The 13,198-nt window shown below is 74.5% G+C and carries 12 protein-coding genes; all 12 read right to left on the bottom strand.

From position 1 onward, the window contains the following. Positions 1-89: 89 nt before the first annotated feature. The 12 genes from metK to carA all read right to left on the bottom strand — a co-directional run bounded on the left by metK (position 90) and on the right by carA (position 13,080). The gene (gene metK / locus ASF47_RS05030; protein ID WP_056862797.1) at positions 90-1,286 is read right to left on the bottom strand and encodes a methionine adenosyltransferase; all 1,197 of its coding nucleotides are present in this window, start codon (positions 1,284-1,286) and stop codon (positions 90-92) included. A gap of 123 nt (positions 1,287-1,409) precedes the next feature. After that, on the bottom strand, positions 1,410-2,726 hold the full coding sequence (gene coaBC, locus ASF47_RS05025) for a bifunctional phosphopantothenoylcysteine decarboxylase/phosphopantothenate--cysteine ligase CoaBC (protein WP_056862796.1): 1,317 nt from the start codon (positions 2,724-2,726) through the stop codon (positions 1,410-1,412). A gap of 7 nt (positions 2,727-2,733) precedes the next feature. Next, a complete protein-coding gene (gene rpoZ / locus ASF47_RS05020; protein WP_056862795.1) occupies positions 2,734-3,069 on the bottom strand; it encodes a DNA-directed RNA polymerase subunit omega in 336 nt (111 codons plus the stop codon). A gap of 28 nt (positions 3,070-3,097) precedes the next feature. Then, the gene (gene gmk / locus ASF47_RS05015) at positions 3,098-3,667 is read right to left on the bottom strand and encodes a guanylate kinase (protein WP_056862999.1); all 570 of its coding nucleotides are present in this window, start codon (positions 3,665-3,667) and stop codon (positions 3,098-3,100) included. 80 nt (positions 3,668-3,747) lie between these two features. After that, positions 3,748-4,074 carry an integration host factor, actinobacterial type gene (gene mihF / locus ASF47_RS05010; RefSeq protein ID WP_056862998.1) on the bottom strand — a complete coding sequence of 109 codons (327 nt, stop codon included), beginning with the start codon at positions 4,072-4,074 and terminating at the stop codon, positions 3,748-3,750. Between the two features lie 132 nt (positions 4,075-4,206). Next, a complete protein-coding gene (locus tag ASF47_RS05005; protein WP_056862794.1) occupies positions 4,207-4,704 on the bottom strand; it encodes a hypothetical protein in 498 nt (165 codons plus the stop codon). 46 nt (positions 4,705-4,750) lie between these two features. Further along, a complete protein-coding gene (gene pyrF / locus ASF47_RS05000) occupies positions 4,751-5,560 on the bottom strand; it encodes an orotidine-5'-phosphate decarboxylase (RefSeq protein ID WP_056862997.1) in 810 nt (269 codons plus the stop codon). A gap of 83 nt (positions 5,561-5,643) precedes the next feature. Then, the gene (locus tag ASF47_RS04995; RefSeq protein ID WP_156697729.1) at positions 5,644-6,546 is read right to left on the bottom strand and encodes a tRNA-dihydrouridine synthase; all 903 of its coding nucleotides are present in this window, start codon (positions 6,544-6,546) and stop codon (positions 5,644-5,646) included. Then, positions 6,543-7,409 carry an iron-sulfur cluster-binding protein gene (locus tag ASF47_RS04990; RefSeq protein WP_056862792.1) on the bottom strand — a complete coding sequence of 289 codons (867 nt, stop codon included), beginning with the start codon at positions 7,407-7,409 and terminating at the stop codon, positions 6,543-6,545. Before ASF47_RS04990 ends, ASF47_RS04995 begins: the two co-directional genes overlap by 4 nt. Positions 7,410-7,471: 62 nt before the next feature. Further along, entirely contained in the window at positions 7,472-8,542 is a 1,071-nt protein-coding gene (locus ASF47_RS04985) for a quinone-dependent dihydroorotate dehydrogenase (RefSeq protein ID WP_235558629.1), read from the bottom strand. Positions 8,543-8,552: 10 nt separating this feature from the next. After that, positions 8,553-11,894: a carbamoyl-phosphate synthase large subunit gene (gene carB / locus ASF47_RS04980; protein ID WP_056862790.1), complete on the bottom strand. Its 3,342-nt coding sequence runs from the start codon at positions 11,892-11,894 to the stop codon at positions 8,553-8,555. 1 nt (position 11,895) lies between these two features. After that, the gene (gene carA / locus ASF47_RS04975) at positions 11,896-13,080 is read right to left on the bottom strand and encodes a glutamine-hydrolyzing carbamoyl-phosphate synthase small subunit (RefSeq protein WP_056862789.1); all 1,185 of its coding nucleotides are present in this window, start codon (positions 13,078-13,080) and stop codon (positions 11,896-11,898) included. Between the last annotated feature and the right edge of the window lie 118 nt (positions 13,081-13,198).

Here is a 13,198-nt window from a genome sequence, read left to right as displayed (position 1 = left end):
GCCACGGACGCAGCGCACCCGCCGACCCCGAAGGGCCGGCGGGTGCGGGTGGTGGTGCGGGTGGTGCGGGAGTCGTGCCGGGTGCGGGCTCAGGCGCCGACGGCGGCCTTGAGGGCCTCGGCGCGGTCGGTGCGCTCCCAGGTGAACTCCGGCAGCTCGCGGCCGAAGTGGCCGTAGGCCGCGGTCCTGGCGTAGATCGGGCGCAGCAGGTCGAGGTCGGCGATGATCGCGGCGGGGCGCAGGTCGAAGACGCTCAGCACGGCCTGCTGGATCTGCTCGTCGGGCACGGTGCCGGTGCCGAAGGTCTCGATGAAGACGCCGACGGGCTGGGCCTTGCCGATCGCGTAGGCGACCTGGGCCTCGCAGCGGCGGGCCAGGCCCGCGGCCACGACGTTCTTGGCCACCCAGCGCATGGCGTAGGCCGCGGAGCGGTCGACCTTCGAGGGGTCCTTGCCCGAGAAGGCTCCGCCACCGTGGCGGGCCATGCCGCCGTAGGTGTCGACGATGATCTTGCGACCGGTCAGGCCGGCGTCGCCCATGGGGCCACCGACGACGAAGCGGCCGGTGGGGTTGACCAGGAGGCGGTAGCCCTCGGAGGAGATGTCGAAGGCCGAGAGCACCGGGTCGATGACGTGCTTCTTGACGTCGGGCTGGAGCACGGTGGCGAGGTCGACGTCGTCGCTGTGCTGGGTGGAGAGCACGACGGTGTCGATGCGCACCGGTCGGTTGTCGGCGTCGTACTCGATGGTGACCTGGGTCTTGCCGTCGGGGCGCAGGTAGTCCATGGTGCCGTCCTTGCGGACCTCCGAGAGCCGCTCGGAGAGCGTCTGCGCGATCTTGATCGGCAGGGGCATCAGCTCGGGGGTGTCGTCGCAGGCGTAGCCGAACATCAGGCCCTGGTCGCCCGCGCCCTGCTTGTCCATCGCGTCGACGGACTCCTCCAGGCGCGACTCGTAGCCGGTGTCGACGCCCTGGGCGATGTCGCCGGACTGTCCGCCGATGGCGACCATCACGCCGCAGGTCTCGCCGTCGAAGCCCTTGTCGGAGTGGTCGTAGCCGATGTGGAGGATCCGGTCGCGCACGACCTTCTTGATGTCGACGTAGCCGGTGGTGCTGACCTCGCCGGCCACGACGACCAGGCCGGTCGTCAGGAGCGTCTCGACCGCGACCCGCGAGTGGGGGTCCTGCTCGAGCATCGCGTCGAGGATCGAGTCGCTGATCTGGTCGGCGATCTTGTCCGGGTGACCCTCGGTCACGGACTCCGAGGTGAACAGACGTCCGGGCACAGTGCTTCTCGCTCTCGTAGGAAGGGTGCTGCGGGCAGTGCTGGTGGTGCGCGCAACGATATCGACCGTCCCACAGTGCGGGACGGCGGTCTCAGTTGTACGCCGGGACCGGTCGGGTGCGGCTCACCCGGGGGGCTGGCCGGGGCGCGGCGGCCGGTCGGGTGAGGCCGGGCCGAGCCGGAGCACCACCTGGTCCCAGACGGCGTGGGCCAGGTGGGCCTTGGAGCCGTGGCCCACCTCCACGGCGGCGCCGTCGGCGGCCAGGACCACCGCGTCGTTGTCGGGGCTGCCGAAGACCGCTCCCCCGCTGACGTCGTTGACGACGAGCAGGTCGCAGCCCTTGCGGGTCAGCTTGGCCCGCGCCAGGTCGAGCACGCCGGCGTGGGCGTCGCCGGTCTCGGCGGCGAAGCCGACCACGACGCCGGGCCGGGTCGGACCGACGGGTCGGGCGGCCACCTCGCGCAGGATGTCGGGGTTCTGCACCAGCGCGATCGGCGGGGCCGCGCCGTCGTCGGCCTTCTTGATCTTCGCCGTGCTGACCTCGGTGGGCCGGAAGTCGGCCGGGGCGGCGGCCATGACGAGCGCGTCGGCGCCCTCCGCTGCGGCCACGACCGCCTCGCGGAGCTGGGCCGTCGTCTCCACGCGCACGACGCGGGCTCCCGCGGGGTCGGGCAGCGTGGCGTTGGCGGCCACCAGCGTCACCGAGGCCCCCCGCGCCACGGCGGCGCGGGCCAGGGCCCAGCCCTGGAGGCCCGAGGAGCGGTTGCCGAGGAAGCGCACGGGGTCGAGCGGCTCGCGGGTGCCGCCGGCGGAGACGACCACGCGGCGACCGGCGAGGTCCTGGGCCGGCGCGCCGTCGCCGCCGGAGCGGGCGAGCACCTGCACGCAGGTCTCGAAGATCTCGCCAGGGTCGGGCAGCCGGCCCTTGCCGGTGTCGGCGCCGGTGAGGCGACCCTCCGCCGGCTCCAGCACCAGCACGCCGCGCGAGCGCAGCGTCGCGACGTTGGCCACGGTGGCGGGGTGCTCCCACATCTCGGTGTGCATCGCGGGGGCGAGCACCACCGGGCAGCGCGCGGTGAGCAGCGTGTTGGTGAGGAGGTCGTCGGCCAGGCCGTGGGCGGCGCGCGCCAGCAGGTCGGCGGTGGCGGGGGCGACCACGACGAGGTCGGCGGACTTGCCGATGCGCACGTGGGGCACCTCGTGGACCGAGGTCCACACGTCGCTGGCCACCGGCTTGCCCGACAGCGCCGACCACGTGGGGGCGCCGACGAACTCCAGCGCCGCGGCGGTGGGGACCACGGTGACGTCGTGGCCCGACTCGGTGAGCCGGCGCAGCAGCTCGCAGGCCTTGTAGGCCGCGATGCCGCCGGCGACGCCGAGGACGACGCGAGGCCGCTCCCCGTCGTGGGGGGCGGCCTCGTCGGTGGTGCTGGTGCTCAGGGGAGGATCACTCGTCGCCGGGCGCGAAGGACGCGTCGAGGGCGGCGGCCTTGGCAGCGGCCTCCTCGGCGGCGAGCTCGGCCGGGTCGACGTCCTCGCAGGTCAGGAGGTCGTCGTTGATCTCGCGCAGCGCGATCGACAGCGGCTTCTCCTGCACGTGAGTCTCCACGAGGGGGCCGACGTACTCCAGCAGGCCCTCGCCGAGCTGGGAGTAGTAGGCGTTGATCTGGCGGGCGCGCTTGGCGCTGTAGAGGACCAGCTTGTACTTGCTGTCGGTCTTGGTGAGCAGGTCGTCGATCGAGGGGTTGGTGACGCCCTCGGCGGCGATGTTGGGAGCAGACACGCGGAAGCCTCGCTGGGGTTGGAACGGGTCAGGGCCGGTCGGGCCGTGACGGCTCCTGCTGGAGCATCATCAAGGTTACCAAGTCGTCGGCCGCAGCGTGAACTTCGTGGTTGACCACGGTGACGTCGAACTCGGGCTCGGCGGCCAGCTCCTCCTGCGCGGTCTCCAGGCGCCGCTCCCGCTCCTCGGCGGTCTCGGTGCCCCGACCGACGAGCCGGCGCACCAGCTCCTCCCACGAGGGGGGCTTGAGGAAGACGAAGAGGGCCTGCGGCATGGTGCGGCGCACCTGGCGCGCGCCCTGGAGGTCGATCTCGAGCATGGCCGGCCGACCGGCGGCCAGCGCCTCCTCGACCGGTCCGCGCGGGGTGCCGTAGCGGGCCCGCTTGTGGACCACGGCCCACTCCAGCAGCTCGTCCTCGGCGACCATGCGGTCGAAGGCCTCGTCGGAGACGAAGCGGTAGTGGACCCCGTCGACCTCGCCCGGGCGGGGCGCCCGGGTGGTGGCCGAGACGGAGATCCACACGTCGGGGTGCATCTCGCGCACGGCGGCGGCCACGGTGCCCTTGCCGACGGCGGTGGGGCCGGCGAGCACGAGCAGCCGCGTGGGCGGGCCGGCGGGGGTGCCGGCGGGGGTGCCGGAGGGGGTGGAGGTGGAGGGATCGGGGGGCGTGGCGGCGCTCACGTGGCGTCTCGGGGGCCGAACTCGCGCTCGAGCGCGGCGACCTGCTTGATGCCCAGCCCGCGAACCCGGCGGCTCTCGGCGATGCCGAGCCGCTCCATGACCTGGCGGGCGCGCACCTTGCCCAGCCCCGGCAGCGACTGGAGCAGGTCGACGACCCGCATCTTGCCGATCACCTCGTTGGTGCTGCCCTCGCGCAGCACGTCGACGATGGAGGCCCCGGAGTTCTTCAGCCGGTTCTTCACCTCGGCCCGCTCACGGCGCGACGCGGCGGCCTTGTCGAGAGCGGCCTGACGTTGCTCGGGCGTGAGGGGAGGGAGAGCCACGGGTGAGAGGTCCTTGATCGACGCGACGGTGGAGGGGGCCAGGGTCAATCTAGTCAGAACTCTCAGACGGCGGCAACGAGGGGCGGCTGACCCCGGGCCGCGCGCTGTGCCCGCGGGCTCCCGTCGACCCGCTCACAGGTAGAGCGGGGTCTGGCACACGTCGCGCACCTGCTGCTCCACGCTGGCCAGGGCCTGCACGGTGGCCGGTGAGGCCAGGTCGTCGGCGGCCGCGGTGATCCGGGCGCGGTCGTCGTCGGAGAGTCCGTCGGGGGGCTCGTCGGGGTCGTAGTCCTCGGGGGCGACGTCGGCGGTCTCCAGCGCGTCGCGCAGCGCCTCGAGCCTGCCCACCACCTGCTGCCACTCGTCGGCCACGTCGTCGGGGGCGCTGGCCTGGAGCGCCTCGAGCTCGGGCAGGACGCCGATGAGGGCGCCGGGCCCGCCGTCGGCGACGGCCTCGGTGATCGCCTCTTGGCTCTCCCCCACCGTCTCGCAGTAGTCCGGCTCGGCGCAGCCCGCCGCCAGGAGCGCCCCGGCCAGCGCCAGCACGAGCGGGGCGCGCGGTGCGCGCCGCGGGAGCCGTGCCGGGCGACGGCGGCGTACGACGGGGCGCGCGACGGTGGAGTGGCTCACGGCGCCGAACCTAGCCCGGAGCCCCACCGACGACGCGGCCACGCGCTCAGCCGAGCGCGGCGAGCGCGTCGTGGGTGCGCGCGACGGCGTCGCGCAGCGCCACGGGGTCCGGGCCGGCGGCGAGGACCTCGCGCGAGGAGCTGGGGAGCACCAGGCGCGCCGCGGGGCCGAAGACCCGGCGCAGGTCGGCGACCGTGCCGCCCTGGGCGCCGAAGCCGGGGGCGAGCAGGGGGCCACGCACGTCGAGGTCCTCGGTGGCCGGGTCGACGGTGGCGCCGACGACGGCGCCGAAGGAGCCCAGTCCGTCGTCGTCGACGCCGGCGTTGAGCGCACGCAGGTGGTCGAGCACGACGCCGGCCACGCTGCGGCCGTCGGGCGCCGTGGCGTGCTGCACCTCGGGGCCCTCGGGGTTGGAGGTCAGCGCGAGCACCAGGAGCCCGGCGCCGTGGGCACGGGCGGTCTCCACGAAGGGGGTCAGCGAGCCGAAGCCGAGGTAGGGGCTCACCGTCACGGCGTCGCTGGCCAGCGGCGAGGACGGGTCGAGGTAGGCCTCGGCGTAGGCCTGCGAGGTGGAGCCGATGTCGCCTCGCTTGGCGTCCATCAGCACCAGGGCGCCCGCCTCGCGGGCGGTGGCGACCACGCGCTCCAGCACCGCGACGCCGCGCGACCCGAAGCGCTCGAAGAACGCCGACTGCGGCTTGAGCACCGAGCAGTACGGCGCCAGCGCCTCGGTCGCCGACAGCGCGAAGCGCTCCAGGCCGGCCACGTCGTCGTCGAGCCCCCACGCGCGCAGCAGCGCCGCGTGGGGGTCGATGCCGACGCAGAGCCGGCCGCGGGCCGCCGTCGCGGCCTGCAGGCGGGCGCCGAACGGCGCGGGGGTCGGGCGGTCGGTCGGGCGGTCGGTCGGGCGGTCGGTCGGGCGGTCGGTCGGGCGGTCGGTCACGGGCGGTCTCCCGGTGCGGCGGTCGGGTCGGAGGTCGGGCCGGAGGTCGGAGCGACGGCCGGGTCGTCGGCCAGCTCCCGGACGATGCGCGCGGCCGCGGTGGGGTCGTGCAGCAGGGCCGAGCCGACCTGCACCGCCGTGGCGCCGGCGCGCAGGTGGGCGCGGGCGTCGGCCGCGGTGGCGATGCCTCCGGCGCCGACGACCTGCAGACCGGGCAGGGCCGCGCGGACCTCGGTGACGCAGCGCAGGGCGAGGGGGCCGATCGCGGGCCCGCTGAGGCCCGCGGGCCGGCCGTCGGGCATGGCCGCGGGCAGCGCGTTGCCGACCACGACCGCCGCGGCGCCGGAGTCGCGGGCCACGCGGGCGGTCTCGACCACGCGCTGCAGGTCGGGGCGCAGCTTGGCCATCACCGGCAGCCCACGGGGCAGCTCGCGCAGCACCGCGGCGATCGCCCCGCCGGCGTGGAAGGGCTCGCGCGCGTCGAGCACCCCGGCCACGACGGCGTCGGGCGCCGAGAGGTTGACCTCGATGGCGGCGACGCCGGGTGCGCTGGCCAGGCGGCGCGCCATCTCGGCGTACTCCCCCAGGGAGCGGCCGGCCACCGACACCACGACGCGCGCCCCCTGCTGCACCAGCCAGGGCAGCTCGGTGGCCAGGAAGAGGTCGAGGCCGGGGTTGGGCAGGCCGGTGGCGTGCAGCAGTCCGGCCGGCGACTCCAGCAGCCGCGGCGCGGGCCCGCCGGGGCGGGGGTCGCGGGTGAGGGTGCGGGTGACGAAGGCGCCGTAGGCCGAGAGCCCGGCCGGCCCGGAGTAGCCCGCCAGCTCGCGCCCGGTGCCGCCGCAGCCCGCGGCGACCATGACGGGGCCGGCGAGGGTGATGCCGCCCAGCGACGTGCTCACCACGCACCGCCGGCGGGTCCGGGCAGGTGGCGGTCGGGACCGTGGCGCCGGTTGAGGTCGAGGTCGAGGTCGTCCCAGCGCACGCGGTCTCCGCGCAGCACGGGTCCGTCGACGCACGCGCGGGCGGTGCGGGCGACGCCGTCCTCGCCGACCACCGGCACGGGGCAGCCGTGGCACAGGCCGGTGGCGCAGGTCAGCGGCTGCTCGAGGGCGACCTGGCTCCAGGCGCCGTGCTCCTCCGCGGCCAGCGCCACGGCGTGCAGCGTGGCCGCCGGGCCCGCGGCGTAGACGACCTCGGCACCCGCCCGGCGCAGCGTCTCGGGCACGACGTCGCCGACGCGCCCGCGCACGCCCACCGAGCCGTCGCCCGTGACCACGACCACCGAGCGCGCCGAGCGTCGCGCCTCCAGCGCGGAGAGCAGCCGCGGCTCGTCGGCCGCGCCGACCACGAGGCTGACCGCGCAGCCCCGCTCGCGCAGGCGCTCGGCGAGCGGGAAGAGCGGTGCCGCGGCGTAGCCCTCGCCGACCAGCACGGTGGCCACCGGCTCCTTGGGCAGGGCGAAGGGCCGGCCCAGCGGGCCGGTCACCGGGAGGCGCGCGCCGGGCTGCAGCCCCGCCAGCCAGCCGGTGCCGCGCCCCACCGGCTCCACGACGACCTGGAGCGCCAGCCCGTGCCCGCCCACCGGGCGCACCTGGTGGATCCACAGCGCACGGCGGCCCAGCAGGTGGTCGCCGAGGGTGCCGACGGAGGCGGCGAGGAAGGTGCCGGGGCGGAAACGCTCGGCGACGCCGGGCGCGAGCAGCGTGAGGTGCTGGTAGGCGCCGACCCGCTTGGTCGCGAGCACCTCGGCCGTGGTGTGCACCGGTCCCTGCGGCGGGCTCTGGCGACCGGGCTGCGTCGCTGGCGGGACGGGGGCGGCGGGGCTCACGCGGGGGCGTCCCCGGAGCCGGCGAGAGCGCCGGCCACCCGACGGGGCCACGCCGGACCCTCGTAGACGAACGCGGTGTAGGCCTGCACGAGGTCGGCCCCGGCGGCCAGGCGGGCCGCGGCGGCCTCCGGGCCGTCGATGCCGCCGACCCCGACCAGCGTCAGGTCGTCCCCGACCCGACCGCGCAGCAGCCGCAGCACCGCCTCGGCGCGCGCGGCGAGCGGAGCGCCGGAGACGCCGCCGGCGCCGAGCGCGGCGACCTCCGCGGCGGGGGTGCGCAGGCCCTCGCGGGAGATCGTGGTGTTGGTGGCGATCACCCCGTCGAGCACCTCGTCGCGCCGACCGGCCACCGCCAGGTCGGCCACGGCCAGCACGTCGTCGTCGGCGAGGTCGGGGGCGATCTTGACCAGCAGCGGCACCCGGCGCCCGGGCGTCGCGCGGTCGGCGACGCGGCGTACGTGGGCCAGCAGCGGCTCGAGCCGCTCCACGGCCTGCAGCGAGCGCAGCCCGGGGGTGTTGGGCGAGCTCACGTTGACCACGAGGTAGTCGGCGTGGGGCGCCAGCAGCGAGGCGCTGCGCTCGTAGTCGGCCTCCACCGCGCGCTGGTCGTCGTCGGGCACGACCTTGGACTTGCCGATGTTGACGCCGAGGACCGGTCCGCTCCCCCGCGGCCGGCGTACGGCGCGCCGGGCCAGGCGCTCGGCCACGGCCTGCGCGCCCTCGTTGTTGAAGCCCATGCGGTTGAGCACGGCGCGGTCTGCGGTGAGCCGGAACAGCCGCGGCGCCGGGTTGCCGGGCTGGGCGAGCCCGGTGACGGTGCCGACCTCGACGTGGCCGAAGCCGAGGCCCGCGAGGGCGTCGACGCCCACGGCGTTCTTGTCGAAGCCGGCCGCCAGGCCGAGGGCGTTGGGGAACTCCAGGCCCATCGCCCGCACCGGAGCGCCCGGCGACGGGAGCCGGGAGAGCAGCGGCGCCCCGGCACGGATGCCGGCGAAGCCGAGGTGGTGGGCCCGCTCGGGGTCGATGCGCGTCGCGAGGTGGTCGAAGAGCAGCGCGTAGGGCTTCACCACGGGGGCCTCACCGGCCCCGCTGCGACTCGTGCTGGGTGACCTGGGCCCACTCCTGCAGGCTGCGCACCCCGATGTCGCCGCGGCGCATCGCCTCGATGCCCTGCACGGCCGCGCCGAGGCCCTGGACCGTGGTGATGCACGGGACGTTGGCCATGACGGCGGCGGTGCGGATCTCGTAGCCGTCGAGGCGGGCCTGACCGCCCCCGCCGGCGCCGTAGGGGGTGTTGACGATGAGCTGGATCTCACCGTCGTGGATGAGCTGGACGGTGGTCTTCTCCCCCTGCGGGCCCGGGCCCTCGAAGTGCTTGCGCACGACGGTGCAGGCCACGCCGTTGCGGCGCAGCACCTCGGCGGTGCCCTGGGTGGCGAGGATCTCGAAGCCGAGGTCGGCGAGCACCTTGACCGGGAAGATCATGGAGCGCTTGTCGCGGTTGGCCATCGAGACGAAGACCTTGCCCTCGGTGGGCAGCGGGCCGAAGGCCGCGGCCTGCGACTTGGAGAAGGCCGTGCCGAAGTCGCGGTCGAGGCCCATCACCTCGCCGGTGGACTTCATCTCCGGGCCGAGCACGGTGTCGACCTGGGAGCCGTCGGCGGTGCGGAAGCGGTTGAAGGGCATGACCGCCTCCTTGACCGCGATGGGCTGGTCGGGCGGCAGGCTGCCGCCGTCGCCCTCGGAGCGCAGCACGCCGGCGGCGCGCAGCGAGGCCACGCTCTCGCCGAGCATGATGCGCGCGGCGGCCTTGGCCAGCGGGGTCGAGGTCGCCTTCGACACGAAGGGCACGGTGCGCGAGGCGCGCGGGTTGGCCTCGAGGACGTAGAGGATGTCGGAGCCCAGCGCGAACTGGATGTTGAGCAGGCCGCGCACGCCCACGCCGGCGGCGATGGCCTCGGTGGCCTCGCGGATGCGGGCCACCTCGTGCTCGCCGAGGGTGATCGGGGGCAGCGCGCAGGAGGAGTCGCCGGAGTGGATGCCGGCCTCCTCGATGTGCTCCATGACGCCGCCGAGGTAGAGCTCGGTGCCGTCGTAGAGCGCGTCGACGTCGATCTCGACGGCGTCGTCGAGGAAGCGGTCGACCAGCACGGGCGCGGCGCGGCTGATGAGGCCGGCCGCGACGTACTTCTCCAGGTAGGCCTGGAGCGACTCGTCGCCGTAGACGATCTCCATGCCGCGCCCGCCGAGCACGTAGGAGGGCCGCACGAGCACGGGGTAGCCGATCTCGGCGGCGATGCGCTGGGCCTCCGGGAAGGAGGTGGCGGTGCCGTGCTTCGGGGCCACCAGACCGGCCTCGGCGAGCACCCGCCCGAAGGCGCCGCGCTCCTCGGCCAGGTCGATGGCGTCGGGCGAGGTGCCGACGATCGGCACGCCCGCGGCGGCCAGGCCCTGGGCCAGGCCGAGCGGGGTCTGGCCGCCGAGCTGGCAGATGACGCCGGCGACGGGACCCGCGGCCATCTCGGCGTGGACGACCTCGAGCACGTCCTCGAGCGTGAGCGGCTCGAAGTAGAGCCGGTCGGAGGTGTCGTAGTCGGTGGAGACCGTCTCGGGGTTGCAGTTGACCATGACGGTGTCGTAGCCGGCCTCGGAGAGCGCCAGCGAGGCGTGCACGCAGGAGTAGTCGAACTCGATGCCCTGACCGATGCGGTTGGGCCCGGAGCCGAGGATGACCACGGCCTCGCGCTCGCGCGGCAGCACCTCGGTCTCCTCGTCGTAGGAGGAGTAGTGGTAGGGCGTGGCCGCCGCGAACTCCGCGGCGCAGGTGTCGACGGTCTTGTAGACCGGGCGGATGCCCAGCGCGTGGCGCACGCCGCGCACGACGTCGGCGCTCATGCCGCGGATCTTGCCGATCTGGGCGTCGGAGAAGCCGTGCCGCTTGGCCCGGCGCAGCAGGGCCGGGGTGAGCTCCTCGGCCGCGGTGACCTCGACGGCGACCTCGTTGATGAGGGCGAGCTGGTCGACGAACCACGGGTCGATGCCGGTGGCCTCGAAGATCTCCTCGGGCGTCGCGCCGGCGCGGATGGCGTCCATGACCTTGCGCAGACGACCGTCGTGGGGGGTCGCGATGACCTCGAGCAGCGCGGCCTTGTCGAGCTCGACGTGCTCCTGGTGCCAGTCGAAGACGGCGTCGGTGGACTCCAGGGAGCGCAGCGCCTTCTGCAGCGACTCGGTGAAGCTGCGCCCGATCGCCATCGCCTCGCCCACCGACTTCATGTGGGTGGTCAGGGCCGGGTCGGCGCCGGGGAACTTCTCGAAGGCGAAGCGCGGCACCTTGGTGACGACGTAGTCGAGGGTGGGCTCGAAGGAGGCCGGGGTGCTGGTGCCGTCGGGGCGGGTGGTGATGTCGTTGGGGATCTCGTCGAGGGTGTAGCCGATGGCCACCTTCGCGGCGATCTTGGCGATCGGGTAGCCGGTGGCCTTGGAGGCCAGGGCGCTGGAGCGCGAGACGCGGGGGTTCATCTCGATGACGACGAGCCGTCCGTCGCGCGGGTTGACGGCGTACTGGATGTTGCAGCCGCCGGTGTCGACGCCGACCTCGCGGATGATGCCGATGGCCATGTCGCGCATGTGCTGGTACTCGCGGTCGGTGAGCGTCATCGCCGGCGCGACCGTGATGGAGTCGCCGGTGTGCACGCCCATCGGGTCGAGGTTCTCGATGGAGCAGATGATGACCACGTTGTCGGCGGTGTCGCGCATGACCTCGAGCTCGTACTCCTTCCAGCCGAGGATCGACTCCTCGAGGAGCACCTCGGTGGTCGGGCTGGCGGCGAGGCCGGAGCCGGCGATGCGACGCAGGTCGGACTCGTCGAAGGCGATGCCCGAGCCGGTGCCGCCCATGGTGAAGGAGGGCCGCACGACGATGGGGTAGCCGAAGCGCTCGACCGCGGCGAAGCAGTCGTCCATCGTGTGGCAGATCATCGAGCCCGCCACCTCGCCGCCGAGGTCCTCGACGATCCTCTTGAACACCTGGCGGTTCTCGCCGCGGTCGATGGCCTCGATGGAGGCGCCGATGAGCTCGACGTCGTACTTCTCCAGCACCCCGGCGGCGTCGAGCGCCATCGCGGCGTTGAGCGCGGTCTGGCCCCCGAGGGTCGCCAGCAGGGCGTCGGGACGCTCCTTGGCGATGACTTTCTCGACGAACTCCGGGGTGATCGGCTCGACGTAGGTGGCGTCGGCGAACTCCGGGTCGGTCATGATCGTCGCAGGGTTGGAGTTGACCAGGACGACGCGGATGCCCTCGTCCTTGAGCACCCGGCAGGCCTGGGTGCCGGAGTAGTCGAACTCGCAGGCCTGGCCGATGATGATCGGCCCGGAGCCGATGACCAGGACGCTCGTGATGTCCTCGCGCTTGGGCATGTCAGTTGCCTCCCGTGCTCGCGGCGGTGGCGGACCCGGCGGCGGGCCGGCCCCGGGACTGCATGAGGTCGACGAAGCGGTCGAAGAGGTACGCCGCGTCGTGCGGGCCGGCCGCGGCCTCGGGGTGGTACTGCACCGAGAAGCCGAGCAGGTCGCCGTCGGGCGAGCGCAGCTCGAGGCCCTCGACGACGTCGTCGTTGAGGCACACGTGGCTCACCGAGGCCGGGCCCCAGCGGGTCGCGAACGCCTCGTCGTGGCCCACGCCCTCGGGCCAGGCCACGGCGAAGCCGTGGTTGTGGGCGGTGACCTCGACCTTGCCGGTGGTGCGGTCCATCACGGGCTGGTTGATGCCGCGGTGGCCGTAGACCAGCTTGAAGGTGCCCAGGCCCAGGGCCCGCCCGAAGAGCTGGTTGCCGAAGCAGATCCCGAAGTACGGCACGCCCGCGTCGAGCGCGGCCTGCAGCAGCTCGACCTGGCGGGTGGTGGCCGCCGGGTCGCCGGGGCCGTTGGAGTAGAAGAGCCCGTCGGGGCTCACCGCGAGCACGTCCTCGAGGGTCGAGGTCGCCGGCAGCACGTGCACCTCGATGCCGCGCTCGGCCATGCGGTGGGGGGTCATCGTCTTGATGCCGAGGTCGAGGGCGGCGACCCTCAGCCGGCACTCGCCGACCGCGGGCACGACGTAGGCCTCGGTCGTCGAGACCTCGCCGGCCAGCTCGCTGCCGGCCATCTCGCCCGAGGCGCGCACGCGCTCGAGCAGGGCGGCGGGGTCGCTCTCGGTGGTGGAGATGCCCACGCGCATCGCCCCCCGCTCACGCAGGTGGCGGGTCAGGGCGCGGGTGTCGACGCCGGAGATGCCGACGACGCCCTGGGCGGCCAGCTCCTCGTCGAGGGTGCGGCGGCTGCGCCAGCTGCTCGGCACGCGGGCGGGGTCGCGCACGACGTAGCCCGCGACCCAGATGCGGCGGGACTCGGGGTCCTCGTCGTTGACGCCGGTGTTGCCCACGTGAGGGGCGGTCATCACGACGACCTGGCGGTGGTAGGACGGGTCGGTGAGCGTCTCCTGGTAGCCGGTCATGCCGGTGTTGAAGACGGCCTCGCCGAAGGTCTCGCCCTCGGCTCCGAAGGCCTCGCCGTGGAACGTGCGGCCGTCCTCGAGGACGAGCACCGCGGGGGCATGCGTGGGCACGCCGTACCTCCTTCTCCGCCTCACGGGACGGATCGTTAAAGGATGTTCGAGCGGCGCCGAGCCTAGCAGCGGACGGCCCGTGCCCCGGGCCGGTGTCCGGGCCGTGGCGCGTCCCCCG

The sequence above is a fragment of the Nocardioides sp. Leaf285 genome (genome assembly GCF_001422955.1).
GTDB lineage: Bacteria > Actinomycetota > Actinomycetes > Propionibacteriales > Nocardioidaceae > Nocardioides > Nocardioides kribbensis.
The sequence above is the reverse complement of the archived record's forward strand: the minus strand, read 5'-3'. Positions and strand labels throughout refer to the sequence as shown.